This window comes from Candidatus Polarisedimenticolaceae bacterium (assembly GCA_036275915.1).
In the GTDB taxonomy this organism is placed as follows: Bacteria; Acidobacteriota; Polarisedimenticolia; order Polarisedimenticolales; family DASRJG01; genus DASRJG01.
In genome coordinates, this window is record DASUCV010000022.1 from 1 (window position 1) to 25712 (window position 25712).

Here is a 25712-nt window from a genome sequence, read left to right on the forward strand (position 1 = left end):
GCGCCGCGCTCCCAGCTTGAGATAGAGCTTGGCGCACGACAGGGCGGCGGCGCCGGCGCCGGCGAAGACGATGCGCACTTCGGCGATCGCCTTGCCGACCAGGCGCAGCGCATTGAGCAGGGCGGCGCCGGAGATGATCGCCGTGCCGTGCTGGTCGTCGTGGAAGACGGGGATGCCGATCGACGCCTTCAGCTCCTCCTCGATGCGGAAGCACTCGGGCGCCTTGATGTCCTCCAGGTTGATCCCTCCGAACGTCGGCGCGAGCGCGCGCACGATGCGGATGATCTCCTCCGGGTCCTTCGTGTCGAGCTCGATGTCGAAGACGTCGATGTCGGCGAACCGCTTGAAGAGGACCGCCTTCCCCTCCATCACCGGCTTGCCGGCGAGCGGGCCGATGTCGCCGAGGCCGAGGACGGCTGTGCCGTTGGTGACGACGGCGACCAGGTTGCCCTTGGCCGTGTACTCGTACGCCGCCGCCGGATCGGCATGGATCTCGCGGCACGGATCGGCGACCCCGGGTGTGTAGGCGAGCGAGAGGTCACGCTGCGTCGCGCAGGGCTTCGTCCAGGTGACCTCGATCTTTCCCCTGCGAGCTTGGCTGTGGTAATCGAGCGCGTCTTGCTTTCGAATCACGGCGAGCCTCCCTGCGAAGAAGACGATCGTAGGAGACGAGGGCGCATCCGGCCCGCCCCTTCGAGATGGGATCGGTCGGCTGCTCAGAGGAGCCCGGGAACGATCGCCTTCCGCTCCGGAGGATAGTCCTCGAAACGCTCGCCGTACCAGCGGTGGTGGGCCAGGGCGCGCGGGACGAGGTTCGCGGCGGTCCACGCGGCGAACGACAGGGCGGAGATCGACCAGGTCAGGAGGGCGTAGCCGCACCATTCCACGATCTCGCCGAGGTAGTTCGGACAGGAGACCCGTTCGAAGAGCCCCCCGCGAGGCACCGTATAGCCGCCGGCGCCCGGGGCCCGGAGGGCGCGGAGACCGGCGTCGGCCCGGACGTGGATGAAGAAGCCGGCGAGGAACACCAGGAATCCGCTCATGAACCGCGGGTCGGCGAGCCAGGCAGGACCGCGGACGGGTCCCAGAACGAAGAGCCACGCGCCGTTCAGCGTGCCGTTCACCAAGTTGAAGACGACGGCGAAGAGGACGACGGACAGCGGCATCGGCGCCTTCCGGCCGGCGCCGAGGAGAGGGAATACGAACGACCGGTAGACGTAGTGCCCGACCCAGAGCGCGAGGAACGCGGTCGAAGCCGCGTCATGCCGGTGTCCCGCGATGAAGAACGTCATCATGAGGACGGGCGACGGCGCTTCCATGACCATCCACGCGACCGGCGCCGGGACGGCCGGTCCCCACCCCGATCGCGCATGCCGTCCGTACGGCGCCGCGATCTTGAGGAGCGCCCCGGCGGTGACGGCCGCGATGCTCGTCCACAGGAGGATCACCCACCTCAAGCCTTCCGCCCCGATCACGACCCTCCCCGGTTCCGGACCGGAAGGCTCCGGTCTCTGGGCGCCAAGATCCTATCGTGGTCGTCGATGGACGCGCCCGCGCTCCTACGAGCGAACGCCGACGACATCGTCGAGCAGTCGGTCGATGCGGTCCTCGGGTCGAAGCTCACGCGCTACACGGCGTCCGGGCGGGACGTGCTCCGGTGCCGACTATCGGCGCTCCTCGACGTGCTGGCCCGTGGGATCGAGGCGCACGACGCCGCGCCGACGATCGCCCGGGCCTGTTCGATCGCGGCCGAGCGATACGCCGACGGCTTCGAGCTCCAGGAGGTCCAGTGCGCGATCAACATCCTCGAGGCGACGGTCTGGCAGGTCCTCGCGCGTGAGCTCCCCGTCGAGCGGTTCGCCGACGCCATTCGCGCCATGAGCTCGATCCTCGGGCTCGCGAAGGACGCGCTCGCGCGGAGCTACGTCGAGCTCGCCGCGGGCCACCACGCGCCCGCGGTCGATACGGCCGCGCTCTTTCGCGGCACCGACGGAGTCTAGGGGACCTCGATCTCGACCTCGGTCTCGGCGCCCTCACCGACGTTGGCCTGGGCGGGGCTCGCGTCGTTCCGGCCGACGACCGCGACGACGTAGACGCCGGGGTAGAGGTTGCCCACGAGCGCGACGCCGTCGCCGTCCGTCGGCTTCGGCCGGTTGCGATCGATGACGAGGTCGGCCCCGGGGAAGAGCGGCATCGGCCGGATCGCCGTCGACGCGCCGGGCACGGGGCCGCCGCCGCGGTGGACGACGCGAATGCGGAGCGACCCGCCGACGGTCGTCTTGAGCTGCACGTCCGGCCCGTCGTCGGTTCCCGACGGAGGGTCGATGTCGGTCTTCACCGCGGGGGCGAAGCGCGGCGAGATCGCCGCCACGCTGACCGGCCCGTCGAGAGGACAGGTGATCCGGAACGCGCCGCTCGAATCGGTGTGCGACGGGAGGAAGCCGGACTCGGCATTGCCCGGAGCCGCCACGACGATCGTCGCGTCGTTGACCGCGCGGCCGTTGGGATCGAGGACGCGGCCGCGCATGAGCCATCCGCGCTGCATCGTCAGCTCGATGTTCGTCTCGGGCTGACCGTCGCTGACGGTGACCGGGTACTGCTCGGCCGGCGCGAAGCCGGTCGCGCGCGCGGTCACGCGGTACGTGCCGGGCTCGACGGCGTCGAGGCGGAAGGTGCCGTCTGCCGCGGTCGTCGTCGTCGATTGCCGGAGGTTGGCCGTCCCTGCCCCGGCGGCGTCCTGCATCGCGAGGATGATCGCCCCCTTGATGTCGCCGCCGTCGGGATTGGCGACGTGTCCGGTGATCGCGTTCGAGGCGAAGACGATGTCCTGCTGAACCTGGGGCTGGTCCGGCACCGTGAGCATGACGAGGTTCTGGCCGCCCGGCCCACCCGCCGCGTCGATCCGCACCGAAGCCTGGTAGCGACCGGCCTGGTCGAGTCCGACCTGATAGGCGCCGGACTGATCGGTCTGCGCCTTCTTCGCGCGCAGGGGAACCGAGTTGTCGACCGCGAAGAGATAGATCGACGTGTTTGCGAGCGGCTGGTCGCCCTTGCGGACGACCCCGCTCATCTGGATGTGCGGGCCCTCGTCGAAGTCGACGGTCGTCGTCTGCCCTTCGGTGACGGCGGCGGCCTTCACGTTGGCGCCGCTCGCCGGGGAGCCGTCGCGCGGCTGGCGGGTCACCTGGTAATTCCCCGGCGTCAGACCGTCGATCAGGTAGTGGCCGTCGGATCCGGTGTCGGCGACGTGGGCGTCAGCCTGCGCGCCCAAGGACGCCATGATCCGCACCCCGGCGACCGGCTGAAGCTGCGCGTCGACGACCGTGCCGCCGATCGAGCCGCCGCGGTACATCGTGACGAGGACCTCGGGAGAATCGGCGCCGGGGTCGAACGTGATGCGCAGCTGGACCGGCGCGAACGACGCGTGCTCGGCGGTGAGGTCGTACGTTCCCTTGGCCAAGCCCGCCTGGGTGAACGTCCCGTCGGGCGAGCTGCTCACGTTCCAGAGATTCGTGCCGGTGATCGACGACGATCCCGCCGCCGGCTGCGCGTCGACGAGGGAGAGCCGGATCGACGCCGACGGCACAGGCGTCTGATCGTTCCCCGAGACGACACGGCCACGAAACGTCGAGCTGGAGTCGAGCTTCAGGCTGCCGAGATCGGCGACCTGCTCCGCGCGCACCTCGATCTTGGTCTTCTTGATCGTGGCGAAACCTCTTGCCTGGATCTCCACCGTGTACGTGCCCGGCTCGAGGTCGTCGAGGCGGAATGCGCCCGAGGGATCGCTCACGTCCTTGTCGGCGGCGCGCGATGCGCCGCCGCGCCCGGACGACGGCGGATCGTCGTCGCCGCGCTCGCGATGCACGCCGACGTGGAACGCGGGCAGCGCGCTCGTGTCGCCGCTCCGGAGCGTGCCGGCGATCGAGCCGCCGTGCTCGAGGATGAAGTCGACGATGTCGTCGGACGGAGCGTCGCCGGGACGCTCCTGGGACGGGAACCCCTTCGCGGCGACGGTCATGCGGCGGATCCGCAGATCGGCGGCGGCGGGGAAGGCGTAGTGACCGTCGGCGTCGGTCTTCGCCGCCTTCGAACGGTCGCCGCCGGGCTCGCGCCAGAACACGGTGACTTCGGCGCCGGCGACCGGCGTGTTCGACGTATCCGTGACTCGCCCGCTGAGCGTACCGGCGGGATCGAGGAGCAGCTCGACCGGTGCCGGAGCGGCTGCGCCCGCTTTCGGATCGAGGAGACGTGCCGTGCGCGCGGCCGCGTGCCCGGGAGCCTTCGCCTCGATCGTCGCCTTGCCTCCCGCCAGGTCGGCGAGCGCGAAGCGCCCGTCCTTGCCCGCGCTCGACCCGCGCCGCGCCTCGTCCCCCCACCCCTCTGCGTCGTCGTCCCACGCTGCGATCGTCGCGCCGTCGACCGGCTTCTTGCTCGCACGATCGAGAACGGTGCCGGACAGCGCCAGCCCTTTCTTGAGGTGGAGCGTGATCGTCGCGCCGCCCGGGATCGGACCCTCCGTGAGCGGCGCGTAGCCCTTCGCCTGGACGCGCACGCGGAACGCGTCGCCGGTGAGCGGCCCCGCGACGAACCCGCCGTCGGCGGCGCTCTCCGCGCGGACGACCTTCGCGCGCAAGCCGGCGGTGCCGCTCGGCAGAACGAGAACGACCGCCTTCGCGAGCGGCACGCCGCCGTCGCCGGTGATCTTCCCTCGGAGCTCGACGGCGGGAGGCTTCGCGGGAGTCGCGGGCTTGTCCGGCGCCTTCTCCGCCTTGGCAGGCGGTGAGGACGGCGGCGCCCCGGACGCCGCGAGGAGATACCCTGCCGCGGTCAGCGCGCGGAAGGCCGCGATCAGGGAAGCCGGTCTCATCGGGCTCGTGTCATCTCCCGGGGCCCCTAGACGATAACCCGGCGCCGGGTGCGGAGCCACCGGAGAGGAGCAGGATTTGGCCGGAACTTGGGTCGAGATCGCTCGAACGCCGGATCCGGCCCACGCCGACGACCTCGCTCTCGTTCTCGAGGCCGCCGGCATCCCCTCCGGGCGGGTGCGCGAGGGCGCCGCGCACATCCTCATCGTGCGCGAGGAAGATGCCGACCGGGCGGCGGTGCAGCTCGTGAAGTTCACCGCGGAGAACCGGGCGCGACCTTCGCCGCCGCCTGCGCCCGAGCGCGCGCTCGGTCCCGCGCGCGACGCCGCGATCGCCTACGTGCTCGTGCTCGGTGCCGCCTACCTCGCCCAGAGGCTCGAGAGCTACGGCGTCGACTGGACGGCGGCGGGAGATGCTTCGGCGGGACTCATCCGCGCCGGTGCGTGGTGGCGGGCGCTCACGGCGCTCACCCTCCACGCGGACATCGTCCACGTCGCCGGCAACGCGCTCTTCGGCGCGCTCTTCGGCGTGATGCTCGGGCAGAGCGTCGGCAACGGTTGGACGTGGCTCGCCTTCGTCGTCGCCGGAGGGCTCGGCAATGCGATCAACGCCTGTGTCCAAGCGCCGTCCCACGTCTCGCTCGGCGCGTCGACCGGCGTCTTCGGACTGCTCGGTGCGCAGGTCGCGTACGAGTGGATGCGGCGGCGTCAGCTCCGCCACGGCGCGTGGCGGCGAGCGGCACCCGTCATCATGGGCCTCGCGCTCCTCGCCTGGCTCGGCGGCGCGGCGGCGGCGGAACCGCACCCAGGGGACGTGGAGATCCTCCCGCTCCCCTCGCGGATCGACGTCGGCGCGCACCTGTTCGGATTCCTCGCGGGGCTCATCATCGGTGCGGTGCTCGGCGCGCGCCGCGTCCTCCAGGGCCGGTGGGCGCAGCTCGCGCTCGGCACCGCCGCGATCGGACTCATGCTCGCTGCCTGGGTCTTCGCCGTTTCAAGGGGACAGTAACCGTAAATCACGGACACGCGGCGGGAGCGACGCGCTCGGCGCCGCCGGTCGCGCTGCCGTACGTGCCGGTCCCGCAAGCGTTGGCCGCACGCACGAGGTAGTAGTAACCGTCGTCGGGAAGAGGATCGAGAGCGGGATCGTCCCACGACGTCTGAGATCCGTCGTTCTCGCCGCAGGTCGAGGCGACGATCGAGCCGTCGAGGCGGAGCCCCGACAAGAGCCCGCTGATGACGTCGTACACGGGGGCGGTGCCGCCCGATGCCGCCGACCAACTGACGGTCGTGGCCGCCTGTCGGCTGACCGTCACGTTCACGATCTCACCGGGCGCTGCCCACACCGCCGCGTTCAGCGGCTGGCAGTCCGAAACATCGGCGACGCCGTCGTTGTCGTCGTCGGGGTCGCAGGCGTCCCCGATTCCATCACCGTCGAAGTCGGCCTGGTTGGCGTTCGCCACGAGAGGACAGTTGTCGGCGCCGTTCAGGATCCCGTCGTTGTCCGCGTCGGGATCGCAGGCATCGCCGATCCCGTCACCGTCGGTGTCCTTCTGGTCGGCGTTCGCGACGAGCGGACAGTTGTCGACGCCGTTCAGGACCCCGTCGTTGTCCTTGTCGGGGTCGCAGGCATCGCCGAGTCCGTCGCCGTCGGTGTCGGTCTGGTCGGCGTTCGCGACGAGCGGACAGTTGTCGGACGCGTTGAGGACGCCGTCGTTGTCCATGTCGGGGTCGCAGGCATCGCCGAGACCGTCTCCGTCCGTGTCCTTCTGGTCCACGTTCGCGACCGAGGCGCAGTTGTCGCACGCGTCGCCGAGACCGTCTCCGTCCGTGTCGGCCTGGGAAGGATTCGCGACCGTCGGGCAGTTGTCGCACGCCGTGCCGCGGCCGTCGCCGTCGGGGTCGGCCTGATCGACGTTCGCAAGGCTCGGACAGTTGTCGCACGCATCGCCCACCGAATCGCCGTCGACGTCGCCCTGGGTCGCGTTGACGGTCAGCGGGCAGTTGTCGGCGAGGTCGCGCGGCGTGTCCGCGTCGTTGTTCCGGTTGGCGGTCGTGCACGTGGGCGAGGGCGTATGGTCTTGCCCCTGTCCGCTCGTCACTGCCGCCGACTCGCCGCACACGTTGCGGCCCGAGATGATGTAGTAGAAGCCGGTCCCCGGCGGCGGCACCGCGGCATCGTTCACCGTCCACGCCACGTTCTCGGTGTCGAAGCAGGTCTCGTTGTAGGCGAACGGGGCGCCGCCGCCGAAGGTGCCGCGGTAGACGTTGTACGTCGGCGCCTGGTAGGCGTGCAGCCAGCGCAGCGTCGCGACGCCCGCGGACTTCGACATCGTCAGCGTGCTCGCGACCTTGTCGGGAGGCTGAGAGATCGCCCTCAGGAGCGGCGCGCAATCCGAGACGTCGGGGACGCCGTCGTTGTCGTCGTCGGGATCCAGGTAGTCCGGAATGCCGTCGCCGTCGGTATCGATCTGGAACTCGAGCGCGCCGATGTCGACGGTCGCGGTGCCGTCGCCGTTGCCGTCGGAGATGCGCGGCGCGCCGTCGTAGTCGGTCGTCGAGACGACGCCGTTGTTGTCGCCGGCGTCGATGAGCGGGCTCGTCGCCTGAAGGTGGTAATCGCGCGGCGTCCCGTTGGGCGCGACGTACTGCGGGCCCAGGGAGATGTTGCCGTTCAGCCCGATGTAGTCGGAATCCTGCTTCGACCCACCGACATTGCTCGGCGTGCACGCCCAGATGTCGTTGTTGTGCACCGTCGGCGCCGCGGCCGGATCGACGTAGAGGCCGCCGCCGATCGCGGTGCCGGTCGCCTGGTTCTGGGTGACGGCGTTGTTGACGAACTCGACCTGGTCGCCGGCGTTGGCCGAGGCGCCGAAGTACACGCCCCCGCCGTGCCCCGCGGCGTTGTTGTTGTGGATCGTGTTGTTGCGGATCTTGGCGCTCGTCGTCGACGTCCCGATCGCCCCGCCGTCGACACCGCCGTTGATGTCGAAGATGTTGTTCTCGATCGTGCCGCGGGATGGCGAGACGGGTGTCGTCGAATCAGTCTCCCCGAACGCGATCCCAGCGCCGAAATCGGCGGCGTTGTTGTCCGAGATGAAGTTGTTGCGCACGATCGAGAGCGCCGTATTTGCATTCGTCGAGTAGAGCGAGATCCCGCCGCCGCCACCGAACTGGTTGAGCGTCGCCGGATTCCCGGCACGGTTCGAGAGGATCGAGTTCCCGTCGATGATCGGCGCCGACTGGAAGCCGACGTAGATGCCGCCGCCGTCGCCTTCGCTCATCTTGTTCGTCGATCCGGCGGGCGGATCCGCCGCGTTCCCCTGGATGAGATTCTTCGTGATCACGGGCACCGGCGTCGGATTCCCCGCGAGCCCCTGGACGTAGATCCCGCCGCCGTAGTAGATCTTCGTCGAGGTGCTCGAGAGCACGTTCCCGACGATCTCGTTGCGCGTGATCGTCGGCGACGATCCGAAGATCGTGATGCCGCCTCCGATCTTCCACGTGCAGTTCGAGCCGCACGACGGGTTGTCGATGCCGCCGCCGCCGGTGATGTGGAAGCCCTCGAGGCGGCTCGTGTTCGACGCCGCCGAAGGGAAGTAGACGGCCGTGCAGTTCGTCGTGCTCTCGTACGTGCAGTAGTCGGTGTTCACGCACGGCCGGTTCGTCGCGTCGAGGATCGTCGTCGCGGGACCGTCGGTGGAGATGATCTGGATGTTCGCCGTGACGCGGATCGCTTCGTGATAGGTCCCCGGCATCACGTTGATCTGGCCACCGCTCGCTTTGAGGGCGCAGATCGCCGTCTGGATCTTGCAGTACGGATCGCCCTGCGTACCCGTTCCGGTCCCTGCGCAATCGTCGACCCATACGGTCGTCTGCGCGTGCGATAGCGACCAGGCCAACATGAGAGACGAGACGACGAGCGATCCGCGGAGCGTGCGTCCGCAGCCGGAGCGAAGAAACATCTTTCCCCTCGAGACCGAAGCTCCCCAGCCCTAAATTCTTCTCCCGCCGAGACCGGCACATTTATACGGTGAGACTTGCGCCTTGCAAGGGTGTCGGCATTCTTTGGGTTAGCGGCATAAAAAACTGACCGAATTACCAATAAGGACCACGCAGCGGCGTGCTTTCTTGGATACCTGTACAGTGCGGCAGGCGTACTGTGGCCACGCTGGGAGCTCCGATGCGCGTCCCACGACGGAGACAGGGCTTCGATGTCGCCGTCATCGGGGCGGGGCCGGTGGGATGCGTGGCCGCGCTCGCATGCGCCCGGCGCGGACGCCGGGTACTCCTCCTCGAAGCGAATCCGGACGGCAGCAAGCGCCTCGCCGGTGAGTGGCTCCATCCGCCGGCGCTCGCCATTCTCGAAGAGCTGGGCGTCTCGCTCCCCGGCGTCTCCGCCTACGCATCGGGCTCGGGGTTCGTCGTGTACCCCGATGACGGCTCCGGCCCCGTCGTGCTCCCCTACGGCGAAGGGACGAAGGGGTTCAGCGGCGATCACGGCGCGCTCGTCGACAGCCTGCGCGAGCACTGCAGGAACGAGCCGGGGATCGATTACGTCGAGCGCGCGCGGGCGACGGCGATTGACGGCCAGAACCTCACGTACGAAGGGCCCGGTGGGAATCGCACGATCGTCGCCGAGTCGGTCGTTGCCGCCTCGGGGCGCTCGGTGCTCTTCCCCTCCGGCGAACCGCAGCGCCGCGCGGGAACGTACTCGCGGATGGCGGGAGTCATCCTCGACGACTGCGACCTTCCCTTCGAAGGGTACGGCCACGTCTTCCTCGGCGGCCTCGGCCCGTGCCTCGCGTACCGCATCGACGCGCGCCGCGTCCGCCTCTGCCTCGACGTGCCGCTGGCGCTGCACGTCCATGCCGGCATCGAGGCGGTCCTGGACGAGGGCTATGGCGCGGCGATGCCTCCCGCGCTCCGTCCGGCGTTCCGTCGCGCGCTTCGCGCGGGTGCGATCGCGTGGGCGTCGAACCAGTTCCGCCCGCGCGTCTCCTTCGGACGTCCCGGCCTCGCCCTGGTCGGCGACGCGGTCGGATTCCATCATCCTCTGACCGCTCAGGGGATGACCCTGGGCTTCCAGGACGCGATCGCGTTCGCGCGCGCCAGGAGCTTCGCGGCGTACCGGCGCGAGCGTCTCGTCGGCAGCCGCGTTCCCGAGATGCTCGCGGTCTCGCTCTACGAGGTCTTCGCGGACACGTCGGACGAGGTCGTCGTGATCCGTCGCGCGATCTACGACCTGTGGCGGGGGAGCGCGCTCGAGCGGAAGCGCACGATGCGGTTTCTCGGCTGCCAGGACACCGGGCCGGTCGCGTTCAGCTCGTCGTTCCTGAAGGCGCTCCTCCTCGCGTCCCGGGGTCTCGTGCGCCAGGGTCGCGCCTCCTGGCGCTGGGCCGAGGTCGCCGAGGTCGGAAGCGAGCTGTCGTCCCGCATCCGGTGGCTCGTCGGAGGCGCGCTCCACCTCACCTCCCCGATCGCGGAGGAGAAATACGGCGCGGCGCTCAAGGCCTCGCTGGCGAAGGCGGACGTCGTGGCGCATCCCTCGTCGTCGCTTCCGGCCGAGGGCGTGTCGCCGGCGCGGGCGCTCGCGCGCGGGACGCGCCACCTCGCGTCGTCACAGCGCACCGACGGCGCGTTCGAGGGCGAGGTCGTCTGGTGCCCGATGCTCGCCGCTCAGTACGTCATCGCCTGCCACATCGCCGGACGCGAGATCCCGGCCGAGCGGCGGCGCCGGCTGCTCCTCCACTTCGAGCGCACGCGCCTCCCGAACGGTGCCTGGGGCCTGCACGAGTTCCTGTCGGAGCCTTATCTCTTCGTGACGTCGCTCGTCTACGTCGCCGCACGCCTCCTCGGCGCGGGCCCGGACGATCCCCTGCTGAGGGGCGCCCTCGCCTTCTTGCGCGCGGAGGGCGGAGTCGTCGCCGTGCCGAGCTGGGGCAAGTTCTGGCTCGCCATGCTCGGACTGTACGCGTGGGAGGGCGTACCGCCGGTCCTCCCCGAGATCTGGGCGCTTCCGCGGTGGGTTCCCGTCCACCCGTCGCGTCTCTACTGCCACACCCGCATGATCTACCTCGCGATGGCCGCGATCTACGCCAAGCGCGTGGTCGCGCCCGAGACGGCGCTCCTCGCCGCGATCCGAGACGAGCTGTATCCGCAGGGGTTCGCCACCGTGGACTTCGCGCGGGCACGCACCGCCCTCAGGCGGGAAGAGCTGGTCGCCGCGCCCGGGAGGACGCTCCGCGCGATCCAGCGCTTGAGCGTCGCCGCCGAGAAGGTCGCGTCGCACACGCGCAGCGCCTCGTCGATCCGCAAGCTGCACGAGCACATCCGCTTCGAGCTGGCGGCGACCCGATTCACCAGCATCTCGCCGGTCAGCGGGCTCCTGAACGTGATCGCCCTCCACGCTGCGGATGCGCAGGACGAGGACGCGCGGCGGGCCCTGGACGCGCTCGAAGCGTGGATCTGGGAAGACGACGAGCGCGGGACGCGCGTCGCGGGCGCCAGGAGCGCGAGCTGGGACAGCGCTCTCGCGGCGCAGGCGCTCGCCGCCGCCGCCGAGCACGAGCCGGTGGGCCGGGAGCTCGCGCGCGCCGACGCCTTCCTCGCCGCGCAACAGATCCGCGTGTCGTGGCCCGACGCGGCGCGGTTCCACCGGACCGATCCGCGCGGCGGCTATTGCTTCTCCGAGGCGTCGCATGGCTGGCCGGTGAGCGACTGCACCGCGGAGGCGCTCCTCGGGCGGCTGGCCCTCTCCGAGCCGCCGCTCACGGAGGACGACGCCGCGCTCGCGCTCTCGTTCATCCTGCGTTGCCGGAACGGAGACGGCGGGTTCTCGGCCTACGAGCCGCGGCGCCTCTCGTTCTCGCTCGAATGGATGAACCCGGCCGAGATGTTCGCGGACTCGATGACGGAGTTCTCGTTCGTGGAGTGCACCGCGTCGTGCGTCGCCGCGATCGTCGCCGCGCGGCGCGCCTTCCCCTCGATCGGGCTTCGAAAGGACCTCCGGCGGTTGTCCGAGGCGACGGCCGGCGGGGTCGCATTCCTTCGCGTGCGGCAGCACCGCGACGGCTCGTGGCCAGGCGCGTGGGGCGTGCGCCTCCTCTATGGCACGCTCTTCGGCGTGCGCGGCCTCGTCGCCGCCGGCGTGCCGCCGACCGATCCCGCGCTCCGGAAGGCGTGCGCGTGGCTCAAGTCGATCCAGCGTCCCGACGGGAGCTGGAGCGAGCGGCACGTCTCCGATGATCCACGGATCTACACGCCGGGCGACGAAGGACAGGTCACGCAGACGGCGTGGGCCCTCTCGACGCTGCTCACCGCCGAGGATCCCGACTGGGGCGCGATCGACCGGGCCGCTCGATTCCTCGCCTCGGCGCAGCGCGACGACGGCGATTGGCCAAGCGAGAAGCCGTCGGGAATCTTCTTCCGCACCGCGCTCCTCGACTACACGCTGTACAAGAGCTACTTCCCGGTCTGGGCGCTCGCACAGTACGAGACGCGGCGGAAGGAGCGCGAGGCGCTCATGGCCTCGGAGGATGAAGAGAGTTCACAGTCAACCGTCAACAGTTTGTAGTCACTGTCGGCTGTCAACTGTGAACTGTCTTCGTTCTACCTACAGGTCTTCGTCCGGCCGCCCTTGCAGATTCCGGAGCAGCAGTTGCTGTTCGAGGTGCAGGCGGAGCCCGACGGGCTGCACCCGCCGCCGCCGCCCTCGACGAGCGTGCAGTTGTAGAGCGCGTTCCTGCCGCTGATGTCGTCGGAGGACTGCGTCTTGTCCTGGCAGTAGGCCACGGTCGCGTACATGAGCGAGCCGCTGTCGTTCGAGTGCGCGAGGCCGAGGACGTGCCCGACCTCGTGCGCGACGACCGAGTCGAGGTAGATCTCGTTGCTGCAGCTCCCCTGAGCCGGGGTCGTGTAGTTGTAGGCGAGGTTGAACGCGACATCGGCGTCGGTGACCTTGTCGACCGTGAGGCCGCCGCACGTGCCGGTGACGCTCGTCGAGTAATACCCCGTGAGGGTCGCGGCGAGGCACGTTCCGGTGCAGATCCTGAGCGGGTCGCCGAAGATGATGTCGCTGATCCCGTCGCCCTGGCGGTACGCGACGTTCCCCGACGAGCTGGTCGTCACGTTGACGCCGCCGGAGTTCCACGACTTGACGGCGTTGACCGCCGCGGTGACGCCGTGGTCCGGGTCGCCGCCGGTGACGGTCGACACTCCGTGGCTGTCGACGTTGACCTGGTGCGGCGTGTCGGAGTTGAACCAGCGGCGGGCCGGCGAGAGGAGCACGTACGCCGACGCCGAGGTGGGAAGGAGAGCCGCGAGGGACGCGGCGAGGGCGACGAGCTTGATGGTGGTCTTCATCATCGCCTCCTAGTTCCCGGCCCGGGCGAGCTGCTTGCCGAGCTCGGCGAGCGGCATGCCGTCCGCGACGCCGCCCTCGAGCATCAGATTGCCGAGGCGATCGCGGTTGATCCGAGAGAGTCCTTGCGCGTAGCCGGCGACCATCGGGACGCCGTCGAACCAGCGGCCGATGAACGCGACGACGTGGTCGCCCTCGTGGAAGACCGGCGCCCCTTCCATCTCGGAAGTGAAGTCGCCCACCGTTCCCCCCGGAACGCGGACGACGACCTGGTCGGTGGAGGCGCCGTGGAGGCGCCCCATGACTTGCAGCGTGACGTAGGTGAAGATCGCGGAGCCCTCCTCGTTCCAGGCGCTCCGCACGTCGACCACGTCGGCCTGGACGACGGCTTCGGACATCCGCTTGAGCGTGGGGACGTCCACTTTCAGAAAGGTCGATGCCGCGGAGAGTGTGATCCCTCCGAGCACGATCGCCCCTGCGATGAGGGCGGTCTTGCCCCGACTCATCCTCATGAATCCCTCCTTGCGCTCGTGACGAGCGTCAGTGGCTTGCGGCGCTGCTTATACGCCGTGACGCCGACCGTGCCAAGGAAGGATCAGGGGCAAGCGCTCGTCGGGATCCGCTCGACGGAACCGGAAGCGAACCCGTAGGTTCCCGTCGCGCAGACCGTTTGGGCCCGAACGAGGTAGTAATAGCCGTCTCCCGGCACGGGATCCGGCCGCGGGTCGGAGAAGCTGGTGACCGCGACGTCGTTCTGGAGACACGTCGCGGTGGCGGTGCCGTTCACGCGAAGATCCGAGAGCGTCTGCGACGCAACGTCGTAGACCGCGCCGCCGCCGACGTCGGGCCACGAGAGCGTGGTCCCCGGCGTGTCGTTGACGGCAACCCCGGTGACCTCCACGGGTGTCGGAGCGCTCGTGCCCGGATGGCAGACGCCGCCGCTACAGGCGTCGCCGGTGGTGCAGGAGTTCCCGTCGCTGCACGACGTGCCGTCGGGCTGCCCCGTGCACGTGTCGGGAACGCACGCGTTCGGGAGGTTCACGTTCGTCACCGCGACGTCGTCCAGGTAGAAGCCGGCGAACTCGGCCGCCGGATCCGACGTGAAGCGCCACCGGAACTGGATCGAGTCTCCAACATTCAGGCCGGTGATCGGGTGGCAACGGTGCGCGTACGCGGGGACGCTGCTGCTCGTCGCGAAATCGTTGCAAGTCGACCCGCTGCCGAGCGGGCCGTCGATCACGCTCTTCGTCTGGTCGTAGGCGCAGCCGTTGACCGGCGGGGCGCCGGTGCAGCCGAGCGTCTCCCACCCGGTGATCGTGTCGGCCGGATCGCATCCGGCCGCCGGCGAGTTGCTCGGCGGCGGCACGTCGAGCCAGTCGCCGCCGTTCACCGAGTATTCGACCGCGATGCCGTCCCAGTGATACTCGAGCTGGTGGCGCTCCCAGTACTGGAGCGCGAGCGAGGTCGCGCCGGCCGTCAGCGCCGGCGCCTGGATCTCGGCGCACTGGTTCGGCAAGTAGGTCGCCGTCGGCCCGGGGCCGGCGTTGCGGTAAGCGTACGAGCCTCCGGGCGTATGGTTCGCTCCGGGGTCGTTCGCGGTCTTCACGTAGCGCCAGACCTGCCCCGCGACGTCGCCGGGGCCGCCGACGTTCATCTGCAGGAAGGCGGAGCCGTCGCCGCCGCCGTCGAACCACGTGCCCGGCGAGGATTGCGTGCCCACACCGTACGCGGTGCCGGCCACGGTCACCGAGTTCGCTTCTTCATTGCCCCCGCTGCAGTCGCCGCCGTTGCCGGTGCTGTTGTCCTCGGCGCGCACGACGTAGAAATAGGTCGTCCCGCTCTGGAGATTGTTCGTGTCGAGGTACGAGGTCGGACCGTTGACGCAGGTCGCGATCCGGTTCGCCGCGGAGGGAACGAAGTCGGGGGTCGTGCCCCGGAAGACGTCGTACTTCATGTTCGGCGTGAGCGGGCAGGCCGTGGCCGCCGGGCTCCAATTCACGGTCACGCCGCACGTCGACTGATTCACGCTCGATGCGGCGGAGGCGCCGGCGAACGAAGGCTTCAGATTGCAGGTTCCGGTCGCGGTCGCGCTGACGCAGCCGCTCGTGACGAGCGACTGGCACTTCGCGGCACCGTCGGTCGCGGCGATGACTCGATAAGAGTAGGACAGGCCGCCGAGGACCGTCGTGTCGGTAAAGCTCGACGCGGCTCCCGAGACGCCGGCGAGCGGCTTGAAGAGCGCACCGCTGCCGCACACGCCGTCGGCGCGCTCGATCGCATACGAGCCGGGGGCCGGCACGAGCGGGGTCCAGGTGACCTGGATCTTGTTGTCGCCGGGAACCGTCGCGGTGCCGATCGTCGGTGCCGCCGCGGGCCGTGTCGAGCAGACGGTCGCGGGACACTGCCCAGGCGACACGCCGCCGGGATAGGACGCCGACGCGATTCGCGTCGACCACGCCCCGGCGGACGCGTAAAACTGGTTCGTGTAAAAGAGGGTGCAGTCGTCGGCGGGGTCGACGCTCATGCTGCTGTAGTCGCCCCAGCGCGTGTTCGTGTTGTTGGCGGTGCCGGTGACGATAATCTGCTCGGGGCCGGGCATGACGCCTGGGGAGTCGTTCTTGGCTCGGCCGGTATAGCGAATCGATTGGTTGTCGGTGCCCGCGGTCTTCCCGGTCGTGCTGTAGCCGACGATGATGTTCTCGGCGGTATCCATCGCGATCGACGGCATCCAGCGGCTGCGGCCGCCCGCGACGTCGGCGATCGTTCCCTGCTGTCTCACACACGGGAACGACGGGCAGGTCGCATCCGGCACGCCCGACATCCGGAAGTCGTACCACCGCACGCCGGAGACGAGCCCGCTGACGCCGGGATCGACCGAGTGGCTGATGACGATCGACTCGTGGTCGACGTACTTCCGGTACGCGGCGCGGAACATGAGACGGTCGGCCAGGGAGCCCACCAGCTGCGTGGTCGAGGGCTGGGGAATGCACGTGCCTCCGCCGCACGCCGCCGAGTAAGGCGCGACCGGCACGTCGGCCTGCTCGGTTCTGACCGTGTTCGCCGGGTTCACGAAGTCGACCGACATCCGGTAGAAGACCATCGAGCTTTCATGGAGCGAGAGGAAGATCCCCGGCGCTCCCTGGGGGGGCGGCGCGAAGCCGTCGATATCGGCCGGCATGTGGCCGCCCTCGGCGGGGTCGAAGATGACCTGCCAGGTCGCCGTCGGGTCCCCGTTGATCATCTTCGTGCGGTCCATCGCCGCGAAGATCCCGGCGACGTAGCTGCCCGACGTCGAGGTGAACCCGTGCGCCATCATGTAATAGGCGTCCGACCACACGCCGAAGTGCGGGTAGTCGCCGAAGACGCCGTTCGGCACGGTGAACGCAAAGCGGTTGAACTGGCCGGTCGCGTCGTTCGTCTTCGAGACGGCGACGCACTGGAAGTAGCTGCCGTTCGAGAGCGTCGTCGTGAACTGCGAGATGAGCCAGCGGTTGGCGAGCTTGTCGAAGAGCACGATCGGGTCGCCGCTGTTCTGCGTCTCGCACGCGCCGCCGAATCCGCTCCAGAGCGTGTTGATGTTGATCGGGCCGAGCACCGACGTCGCGGCGTGCGTCGAGCGGTTCAAGGTCCACACCTGGTAGCGCGTGTTGACGGTCTCGACGAATTGGGTCGTGCCGACCGAGCCGTTGCTGTCCGAGGGCGTGCCGCCGGCGATCCCGATGCCCTGGAAGTTGAAACCGGTCGACGGCGCTGCCGGCGACGGGCCGCCGGACGTTTCGATCTGCGGCTGGACCTGCTGGACCACGGGGTCGGGGACGCCGGACTTGTAGATCCGGAACGCCGGGAGGATCGGGTTCGCGGGTGCCTCGAACTCCTCGTTCTCGTTGAAGAACGGACGGCGCTCGGCCGCCAGCTCCGTGAGCGGCCTCGACACGTCGGACTGCGACGCAGACACCTCGTAAACCGTCTGGCCCATCGCGTTCGTGAACGCGTGGACCGTGTCGGTCTTCGCATAAGGCATCGAGGCCTTTGGCGTGTCGTTGGTGTCGGGCGCGGCGGGTGCCGTTCCCGATAGGAGCTTGCGCTTGGCGTCGACCTTCGACGGCTTGGATTTGGAGTGCCGTGTCGCGGCGCCTACCGGCACGGCGACGAGACACGAGATCAGACCAATTACACTTACGTACGCGACGAGCCTGGACACACGCATCACGGCACCGTCCCCCAAGAGAGTCGCGGATTCTGTACGACGAACTCACCGCGGATTCAATGCGGCATGCGAAAAAGGGCCGTCGTTCGGGGGAGGTTCAGGTATACGCGACCAAGAAGAGGCGGATGGACGGGCACACGCCGACGGTGTAGGGTCCGCCCGTTCCCTCAACGCGGAGGATGCCCATGTTCAAGAAGATCGTTGCCGGTTGTACCGTCGCGCTCGCCGTCGCCGCCATCGGCGCCGGCGTCATGTCGATGTCCTCGACGCCGGTCGAGGCGAAGATCTGCGGCCGTTGCCCCGCGTACTGCATCGGCGTCACGTGCGATGACGGGAAGACGTACTGCAACTCGTGCTACGCGGCGTGCGCCGGCGCGGGGCACTGCGTCATCACCGGCTAGTCACGACGCCGGATTCGCGTACTCCGACATCAGCCGCACGATCGATGCGGCCGCCTGCGGCGTTGCCATCGCCGGATCGTTGAGGATCGCCTTCGCGGCGGCCGCCGCCGGGAAGACGACGGCCGCCACGATCAGTAACGAAACCGCGCGCTCAACCACCATTCTTCTCGTCGTTTCCCTGGTGGTCCTTCTTGGCCTTGTCTTGCTGCGGCTGCGGCTTCTTGTTGTTGTTGTTCTTGTTGCCGTTCTTATCGTTCGGCCGCTGCTGTTGTTGCTGCGGCGGCTGCTGGCCGTGAACCTGGCCCTGCCCGTGCGCCTGCTGCTGCGCGGGCTGTTCGGGCTGCATGTGGGGCGGCGGCTCGGGTACCGGCGGGTGCGGCTTCTGCTGCTGCGTGGGCTGGGGACGCTGCCCGTGTTCCCTTTGCTGCTGCTCGAGCCGTTGACGGTTCTGCTCTTGGTTGTACTGCTGCTGCGGCTGCGGCACCTGTTGCTGCTGCGGAGCCGGCCGCTGTTCACGCTCGCGCTGGATCTGATTGGAGCGGTTCTGCGTCATGCCCGGAGGGAGCTGCGGCTGTGCGGCGCGCAACCCTTCCTGCCGCTGGTCCGGGACACGGATCTGCTGGCGTGAGAACCCCTGGAACGGCGCGGCGTGCGAGACGCGCTCGATCGGCTGGGGCTGGATCGTGCGGCCGGCCGCACGTTCCACGACGCGGACATCGGGGCCGCGGTTGACGACGACGTTGTTCTGCACGACCAGGTTGTTGTGGATGACGGTCGTGTTCTGGATGTAGGTGTTCACCTGCCGCTCCGGCACGATGTACGGCCGGATGCTCGGTGCCGCAAACTCACGCACCGGGACGAACACGAACGCCTGCGGCGGCGGCTCGTAGTACGCCGGGCGGCTCCCGAACGAGACACCGATCGCGAACTCGGGAGAGACCGGCGCCCAACCCACCGCCTCGGGTCCCTGACGGAACTCGACCCATGCCGGCGCCCAGGTATAGCCGGGCACCCAGACCCAGCCGTAGTCGGCGTCCATCACCCAGGTTCCGTAGTGGTAGGGCACGGCGCCCCATTGATAGTCGGAGACCCACACCCATCCGACGTCGGCGTACTGCCAGTGTCCGTCGTAATAGGGATTCCAGCCGGGCCGGTAGACCTGCGGCTGCCAGACGCGTCCGTAGCTCGCCGAGGCGAGCCACGTTCCGTGCGGGCTGAGGTTGCTGTAGAAGAAGTCGAACGACACGTCCACGGCGGCGTGCGCCGGAGGCGCAGCCATCGGGCTGAAGATCAGCGTGAACGCGATCGCTGCTGCCGCGGCAATCGTGTTTCTCATGTGTCACCTCGTGGGACACCCCACTGAAGCGGGGCGCCGTCGAGGTGAAAGGCAATGACGATGCCATGACCGAACGGCGGGCTTTTATCGCCGCGCGATCGCTGGAGCGCCCTCGGAAGATGACACGGTGCGCAGAATCAGCGTGAGGGGGAAACCCCCAACTCACGTAACAGCGCGTCCGCGTCATCGACCGCATCCATGACCCAGAGCACGTAGCGGATGTCGACCAAGATCGACCGCGTGCGCACGGGGTCGAAGACGATGTCCGACGCGACCGTGTCGAAGGTGCCATCGAAGAGGAGCCCGATCAGCTCGCCCTTCGAGTTCATGGCGGCCGAGCCGGAGTTGCCGCCGGTCGTGTCGACGGACGCAAGGAAGTTCACCGGCACGTCGCCGAGCTTGGGGTCGGCGAACGGCGTCTTCGCTTTTCCGTCGCGCAGCGCCGCGATCGCGTCGAGCTCGCGCTGCGGGGCGTCGAATTCCCCTTCTCCGGTGTTCTTCTCGACGATGCCGGCGAGCGTCGTCTGCGGCAAGTACATGAGCCCGTCCTTCTCGGTGACCCCTTCGACCTTGCCGAACGTGACGCGCAGCGTGCCGTTGGCGTCCGGGGCGAGGAGACCGCCGGAGAGCTGGAGCATCGCCTTGAGGTACACCGGCGAGAGGCGCGAGCGGAGGCCGTCCCTCGTCTTCTCGCGCTCGTCCTGCGCGTGCCACTCCGGCTCGAGCGCGGCGGCGAAATCGAGCATCGTGTCCTTCATCGCGGCCAGATCGGCGGAGGACTTGTCGAGCGCGGCGAGACGCACGTCGTGGTCGGCGAGCTTGGTGCCGGTGTAGAGCTTGTCGAGGAACGCGTCGATCGCACGACCGGCGTCGGCTTCGCTCGTCCCCGCGGCGAGGCCGACGGCGTCGTCGACCGGCTTGATGCGTGCCCCTTCGGGGAGGCGCGCCGCCTCGAGCAGGTTGTACCGGAGGATCGCGCGGTCGGCGGCGAGGTCGATGTTCTTCTGCATGCGCTCCTGGCCCTCGCGCATGCGCTTCCAGTTGCGCTCCTGGTACGCGGGATCGCGCTCGAGGTCGGGCTTCGGCCTTGCCGAAGCGAGCCGCTCGATCGTCTGCGCCGCGCCGAGGAGCGAGCCCATCCCCGTGAGGCCGCCGAGCGCGGCGTCGCGGAGGCGCGTCTCGTTCACCTGTGCGGTCAACGCATCCAAGCGCGGGAGGACGTCGCCGTACTCCTTCCGCCTCGCGGGATCGGCGTCGATCCACGCGGTGAGCGCCTTCTCGCGTGCGGCCTTCGCGTCCAGCACCTTCGAGGCGACGAGCCCCTGGAGCTTGCCGCGCGCGTTCGTGAGGCTGTTGTTCAAGCCGCGGATCCGGTTCGCCACCTTGATGGAGCTCTCGGGCGAGGACTTCGCCACGCCTTCCAGGATCGCGATCTGCTCCTCGTTGCGCTTGATCTGGCGCGGGAGCGTCCACTCGGTCATCCGCTTGATCTCGGCGTAGGTCTCGAGCCGGCGCGTGTTTCCGGGATAGCCGGCGACCGCGATCGTGTCGCCGGGGCCGACCCCCTTGGAATCGATCTTGAGCCACTTCTTCGGGTGGTAAGGCACGTTCTCCTTCGCGAACGGCGCGGCCTTCCCGTCGGGCGCGACGTACGCGCGGTAGATCCCGACGTCGCCGGTGTGCCGCGGCCAGCGCCAGTTGTCCGTCTCGCCGCCGAAGTTGCCGATCCCCTTCGCCGGCGTGTAGACGAGCCGGATGTCGTTGATCTCGAGCTGCGCGATCTCGAAGTACTTGTTCCCCTCGAAGAAGCTCGCGACGCGGCAACGCAGGCCGTCCTTCTCGCACGCCTTCACGCGCTCCTTCGAGCGCCGGTCGATCACGTCGAAGCGCTCGCGATCGGAGAGCGCGGGATCGATGTTCCCCGCGATCTCCGTGGTGACGTCGTTGACGGCGACGGTGACGGCGGCGCGCGAGCCGGGACCGACCGGGAGCTCGTCGGCGCGCGTCTTGGCGAGGTAGCCGGTCTCGAGGAGATTGCGCTCGGGGGTCGAGTTGTACTGGAGCGCCCCGGTGACGCAGTGCTGGTTCGTGATGATGAGCCCGTCGGGCGAGACGAACGACGCGCTGCAGCCGCCGAGCGAGACGACCGCATTCAGCGGATAGCTCGACACGGAGGAGTACGCCTTCGCGTCGATCGTGAGTCCGGCGTCCTTCACGAGGCCAGAGGCCTCGGGAACTTGCCTGGGCATCCACATGCCTTCGATCGCGACGGTGGGGCGAGCCGAGAGAATGACGAGCGCCGCGAGCGCGACGCGCACACCGAGAGCCTTCATGACGAGCCTCCTGGAACGAAGGCCCGATTCTATTTCAGAAGCTCAAGAGGCGAGGGAACGGATCAGGGCTTCGAGAGCGATCTGGTCCTCGCGGGTCGCGGGGTGGAACCGCGCGCCGCAGACCGTTCCCGCGGCAAATTCCTCGGTGGCGTGGGCAATCTCGAGCGATCCCCGGATGGCGCTCCCCGCGACGTGGAGAACGACGCGGCCGAATTCCATTCCGCGCTCCATCGCGGGCTGACCGTCGATGAGTCCGAAGCAGACCCCGCCTGAGCCGATGTCGAGCAGGTCGAGCTGCCAAGACCTTCCGTCTTCGACCGTCAGCACGAGGAAGGCCTGATGCGCGTGGCGCAGGCGATGCCGCATGCCTGTGCGGCGGCATGCGGAGACGATCTTGGGCGGGACGAATTCGTGGAAGCTCACAGAGCCAATATGGGGTTCGGCCATGGAGCGGGCAACGCGATGAGACAAAGAAGTTCACAGTGAACAGTTGATATTTCACAGGCAGAAGACGACAAGGCCGCCTACTGTGAACTGTTAACTGTCGACTGTGAACTACTTCTGGCCTTTCAAGCTTCGCAGCGCATCCAACAGGATGGGATCCTCAGGCAGCGCCGCGAGCTCCCGCTTCAGCGCGGCCTCGTACTCCGCGTCGGTGCCGCGACCGCAGCACGCCATCGCGCGCGCGAGTCGCGCCGCTCCGTCTCCGGGGTCCGCGGCGACGGCGCGCTCCGATTCCTCGAGCATCGGCTTGGTGCGGCCGAGACGGTCGAGACAGCTCCAGCGTCCGGTTCTGAGATCGCGATCGACGGGGTGCTCCGCGAGACCGGCGTCGTAGACCGCGAGCGCTTCGGTCACGCGCCCGCTCGCCTCGAGCGCGTTTCCGAGCTTGCGCTTCAAGTAAGGATCGGCGGGTTCGACGGCGACCGCCTCCGCGAGAGGCGCGACCGCGTCCTTCGGCCGGTTCGCCGCGAGAAGGATCTGTGCCAAGCGCACGCGCGCGTCGACGCTCGTCGGCTCCGCAGCGAGGACGGCCCGATAGCCGGTCACCGCCGCCGCGACGTCGCCGGCGAGGGCGCTGCGATCCGCCTCGGCCATCGCCGCGAGCGATACGAGCGCCTCCTTGGGATCCTTTCGGGATGCGGCCGCCGGTGCGGGCGCCGACGAGGCATAGCCGAGCGAGGCGAGCGTCTTGCGCGTCTCGTCGTCCGGGACGACGGCGACCGACGCCGCCGCCTCGTCGAGACCCGCGGTGAGCCGGTCGAGCGACGCCGCCAGGCTCGCTCGTTTTTCCGGCTGCGACGCCTGGAGATCGCTCATCTCCCGCGGATCCTCGTTCAGGTCGTAGAGGGCGTCGGCCGCGCCGCGCACGAGCTTGAATCCCTTCTCGCGCAGGGCGAAGAGCGGCGTGCAGCCGTGATGAAAGAAGGCGTAGAGGCTCTCCGCGTACCCGCTCGTCGGCTGCCACGCGACGCTCCCGCCGGAGAGGAGCGGCGTGAGGTCGCGGCCCTGCACGCCGGGCGGCACCGGGAGCGCCATGAGACGGCAGACCGTCGGCAGCACGTCGATGAGGCTCACCGGCGCTCCGACCGGCGCTATCCGCCGCGCGCCCGGCACGCGGATGACGAGCGGAACCCTGAGCGTCGCCTCGTGCACGAGGACGCCGTGCGTCTTCTCGCCGTGCTCGCCGAGCCCCTCGCCGTGGTCCCCAGCGACGACGACGAGCGTCCGGTCTAGCCCGCGGGCCTTGGTCCATCCGTCGAGGAGATCGCCGATCGCACGATCGACGTAGGCGATCTCGCCGTCGTACCCGGAGGCATACCGCGACCGCTCGGGCTCGGGAGGGCGATACGGCGCATGCGGGTCGAAGAGGTGGACCCAGACGAAGACCGGACGCCCCGCCTGCCCGGGCAGCCACGCCAGCGCCGCGTGGACGACCGATTCCGCATCACGCTCCGGGTAATAGGACAGCCCCGCGGGAACGTCGCCGCCGGAGAACCGCTCGTCGTAGGTCCCGAAGCCCTGATCGAGGCCGTACCGCCGGTCGAGGACCTCGGCCCCGATGAACGCCGCCGTCGACCGGCCCGCTCCAGACAGGATCTCCGCGAGCGTCGTCTCCGCGTCGGGAAGGCGGTGGAAGCCGTTGTCCCGCACGGTATGGCTCGCCGGGAGGCGCCCGGTCATCAGCGACGCGTGCGCCGGGAGGGTCAGCGGCACCGGTGTCATCGCGTTCGTGAACCCGGCCCCCTCCGCCGCGAGCGCGTCGACGTGGGGCGTCCCCGGGACCTTCCCGCCGGTATACGAGAACCGGTCGGCGCGCGCGGTGTCGATCGTGATCAGGAGCAGGTCGCGGGGCGGAGGTGCCGGCGGAGCGGAGCGACACGAGGCCGCGATCACGAGAACGAGTGTCAAGAGGGACGTGCGAGACACGGACCTCCATCTTACCGCGCCATTCGCACGATTCTTGCAGCCGCTTGACGTGGCGCGTTCGGGAAGGAAAGTTTTGCCCTGAACATCACCAGGAGGCTTCACGCGATGACTTGGTTAGGGCAGAAATCGGACAACGAGGTCCGCGGCACGACGCCGCAGCCGACATCCACCCCCCAGCCGACGGCGCACACCACGCCGTACACGGCCGAGACACCGAAGCGCATGGAGGCGATCACCGTGGCGAACATTGGAAAGTCTCTCCACATCAAGGGCGAGCTGTCGGGGAGCGAGGATCTGACGATCGACGGCAAGGTCGAGGGGAAGATCTCCCTGAACGGCCAGCACGTGACCATCGGGCCGAACGGGCACGTCACGGCCGAGATCCACGCGAAGTCGGTCATCGTGGGTGGACAGATGAAGGGTAACGTCATCGCCGACGACCGCGTCGAGATCGCGGCGACCGGCTCGATGATGGGCGACGTGCGCGCTCCGCGCGTCGTGCTCGTCGACGGTGCGCGCTTCAAGGGCAGCATCGACATGGACGGCAAGACGCCGGCCACGGCGACCGCCTCGAACACCACCACCCGCACGACCACGCAGGCCTCGACCCCGGCCCCCACGCCGGAGCCGGCCTACGCCGGATCCAAGAGCTAGCAATCCGTGATGGGGACATTCTGCTTTTTAGCAGAATGTCCCCATTACAGCTCTCCCGCCTCCCTGAACCACCCGTAACTATCCCGGATCGTCTCCTCGAGCGGCCGCGGCGTGTAGCCCAGCTCACGGGTCGCCTTCTCGTGACGCACGTCCTTGTGGTGCCTGAGCGCGTCGAGCCCCGGGCGCGTGTAGACCGCGCGCGTCCTCGTGAGGCGGGCATACCCCGCCGCGAAGGGAACGCCGAGCATCGCGACGCCGACGGGGACGTCGAATCGGGGAGGCTTGGAGCCGGCGATCCGGCATGCGGTCTCCGCGAGCTCCCGCACGCTGCACCAGTGGCCTGAAAGCAGGTAGCGCTCGCCCGCCCTGCCCCGCTCCGCAGCGGCGATCGCACCGGCCGCGACGTCGCGTACGTCGACCCAGTTGAAGCCGCCCGTGACGAGCGTCGGGAGCTGCCGCCGGGCGAGCTGGAGGAGCATCTGGCCGGCGTGCGACGGCTTGAAATCGTAGGGGCCGATGACGCCCGTCGGGTTGACCGTGACCGCGTCGAGCCCGCGCGCCACTTCCTCCAGGACCGCCCGCTCTCCCAGGGCTTTCGACCGGTCGTAGGGGAACGCATGGCCCTTCGCGAGGGGGCGCGTTTCGTCGATCGGGCCGTCGTGGGTCCTCAGTGCGTGAATCGAGCTGAAGTGGACGAGCCGGCGCTGCCGCTCACGGCACGCGGACGCCACGGCGCGCGCCCCGCCGACGTTCAGAGCGAGCACCTCCGCACGCTCGCTGGGATCGATCGACACCTTCGCCGCCAGGTGAAAGACGACGTCGGCGCCGTCGATCAGCTCGTCGAGCGCACGGCGGTCGCGGAAGTCCCCGCGGAACGTGGCGACGTCGAGCCCCGTGAGCGCGCGATCGTCGGTGCGGACGAGCGCCCGGACCGTGTCGCCCCGCGCGACGAGGGCGCGCACGAGATTGCCGCCGAGATGGCCGCCCGCGCCGGTGACCGCCGCGATCATCGGTGCATTCTCGCAGACGCTCCGACAGTCACCCGATGGGATAGGTAGGAAATCCCCTCACCATGTAAGAAGCTTCGCGCAACGAATCCCCGAACACATAAGCGTTCAAAGAATT

At 69.1% G+C, this 25712-nt stretch carries 17 protein-coding genes and 2 pseudogenes; 5 read left to right on the forward strand and 14 right to left on the reverse strand.

The genetic code is table 11. From position 1 onward, the window contains the following. Together VFV19_16910 and VFV19_16915 are read right to left on the reverse strand one after the other, a co-directional pair. On the reverse strand, positions 1–633 hold a 633-nt coding region (locus tag VFV19_16910), incomplete at its 3' end, for a malic enzyme-like NAD(P)-binding protein (protein ID HEX4825983.1). A gap of 83 nt (positions 634–716) precedes the next feature. Continuing rightward, positions 717–1475: a DUF1295 domain-containing protein gene (locus tag VFV19_16915; protein ID HEX4825984.1), complete on the reverse strand. Its 759-nt coding sequence runs from the start codon at positions 1473–1475 to the stop codon at positions 717–719. A 66-nt stretch (positions 1476–1541) separates the two neighbouring features. Here VFV19_16915 and VFV19_16920 point away from each other — a divergent pair, with 66 nt between their 5' ends. Beyond that, positions 1542–2000 carry a hypothetical protein gene (locus VFV19_16920; GenBank protein HEX4825985.1) on the forward strand — a complete coding sequence of 153 codons (459 nt, stop codon included), beginning with the start codon at positions 1542–1544 and terminating at the stop codon, positions 1998–2000. Here the strand turns inward: VFV19_16920 and VFV19_16925 are convergent. Further along, positions 1997–4867, reverse strand: a complete 2871-nt coding sequence (locus VFV19_16925) for a carboxypeptidase-like regulatory domain-containing protein (GenBank protein HEX4825986.1) — start codon at positions 4865–4867, stop codon at positions 1997–1999. The two genes, VFV19_16920 and VFV19_16925, sit on opposite strands and share 4 nt — an antisense overlap. Positions 4868–4943: 76 nt before the next feature. Between VFV19_16925 and VFV19_16930 the strand changes: the two genes are divergently transcribed. Then, complete coding sequence (locus VFV19_16930) at positions 4944–5873, forward strand: rhomboid family intramembrane serine protease (protein HEX4825987.1); 930 nt, start codon at positions 4944–4946, stop codon at positions 5871–5873. A 7-nt stretch (positions 5874–5880) separates the two neighbouring features. On the opposite strand, the pseudogene VFV19_16935 reads toward VFV19_16930, so the two are convergent. Both VFV19_16935 and VFV19_16940 read right to left on the reverse strand, forming a co-directional pair. After that, positions 5881–6591, reverse strand: a pseudogene (locus VFV19_16935) (thrombospondin type 3 repeat-containing protein). A gap of 51 nt (positions 6592–6642) precedes the next feature. Next, positions 6643–8829: pseudogene (locus VFV19_16940) on the reverse strand (thrombospondin type 3 repeat-containing protein). A gap of 218 nt (positions 8830–9047) precedes the next feature. Here VFV19_16940 and VFV19_16945 point away from each other — a divergent pair. Then, positions 9048–12440: an FAD-dependent oxidoreductase gene (locus VFV19_16945; protein ID HEX4825988.1), complete on the forward strand. Its 3393-nt coding sequence runs from the start codon at positions 9048–9050 to the stop codon at positions 12438–12440. Between the two features lie 35 nt (positions 12441–12475). On the opposite strand, the gene VFV19_16950 is transcribed toward VFV19_16945, so the two are convergent. The 3 genes from VFV19_16950 to VFV19_16960 all read right to left on the reverse strand — a co-directional run bounded on the left by VFV19_16950 (position 12476) and on the right by VFV19_16960 (position 17433). Then, positions 12476–13228: a matrixin family metalloprotease gene (locus VFV19_16950; protein ID HEX4825989.1), complete on the reverse strand. Its 753-nt coding sequence runs from the start codon at positions 13226–13228 to the stop codon at positions 12476–12478. A 9-nt stretch (positions 13229–13237) separates the two neighbouring features. Then, a complete protein-coding gene (locus VFV19_16955; GenBank protein ID HEX4825990.1) occupies positions 13238–13738 on the reverse strand; it encodes a hypothetical protein in 501 nt (166 codons plus the stop codon). An 83-nt stretch (positions 13739–13821) separates the two neighbouring features. Continuing rightward, positions 13822–17433, reverse strand: a complete 3612-nt coding sequence (locus VFV19_16960) for a hypothetical protein (GenBank protein HEX4825991.1) — start codon at positions 17431–17433, stop codon at positions 13822–13824. A gap of 185 nt (positions 17434–17618) precedes the next feature. On the opposite strand from VFV19_16960, the gene VFV19_16965 reads away from it, so the two are divergent. Beyond that, positions 17619–17834 (forward strand): hypothetical protein, encoded by a 216-nt coding sequence (locus tag VFV19_16965; GenBank protein ID HEX4825992.1) that lies wholly within the window; start codon positions 17619–17621, stop codon positions 17832–17834. Here VFV19_16965 and VFV19_16970 read toward each other — a convergent pair whose 3' ends face one another. The 5 genes from VFV19_16970 to VFV19_16990 all read right to left on the reverse strand — a co-directional run bounded on the left by VFV19_16970 (position 17835) and on the right by VFV19_16990 (position 23933). Next, positions 17835–17963: a hypothetical protein gene (locus tag VFV19_16970; protein HEX4825993.1), complete on the reverse strand. Its 129-nt coding sequence runs from the start codon at positions 17961–17963 to the stop codon at positions 17835–17837. It abuts the gene before it with no gap. Between the two features lie 22 nt (positions 17964–17985). Then, positions 17986–19170: a DUF6600 domain-containing protein gene (locus tag VFV19_16975; GenBank protein HEX4825994.1), complete on the reverse strand. Its 1185-nt coding sequence runs from the start codon at positions 19168–19170 to the stop codon at positions 17986–17988. Positions 19171–19307: 137 nt separating this feature from the next. After that, positions 19308–21503 carry a S46 family peptidase gene (locus VFV19_16980; protein ID HEX4825995.1) on the reverse strand — a complete coding sequence of 732 codons (2196 nt, stop codon included), beginning with the start codon at positions 21501–21503 and terminating at the stop codon, positions 19308–19310. Between the two features lie 42 nt (positions 21504–21545). Further along, positions 21546–21926 (reverse strand): hypothetical protein, encoded by a 381-nt coding sequence (locus VFV19_16985; protein ID HEX4825996.1) that lies wholly within the window; start codon positions 21924–21926, stop codon positions 21546–21548. Between the two features lie 132 nt (positions 21927–22058). After that, positions 22059–23933: a sulfatase-like hydrolase/transferase gene (locus VFV19_16990; GenBank protein HEX4825997.1), complete on the reverse strand. Its 1875-nt coding sequence runs from the start codon at positions 23931–23933 to the stop codon at positions 22059–22061. Between the two features lie 105 nt (positions 23934–24038). Here VFV19_16990 and VFV19_16995 point away from each other — a divergent pair, with 105 nt between their 5' ends. Then, entirely contained in the window at positions 24039–24587 is a 549-nt protein-coding gene (locus VFV19_16995; protein ID HEX4825998.1) for a polymer-forming cytoskeletal protein, read from the forward strand. A 44-nt stretch (positions 24588–24631) separates the two neighbouring features. Here VFV19_16995 and VFV19_17000 read toward each other — a convergent pair whose 3' ends face one another. Beyond that, complete coding sequence (locus VFV19_17000; GenBank protein ID HEX4825999.1) at positions 24632–25597, reverse strand: NAD-dependent epimerase/dehydratase family protein; 966 nt, start codon at positions 25595–25597, stop codon at positions 24632–24634. Positions 25598–25712: the final 115 nt, after the last annotated feature.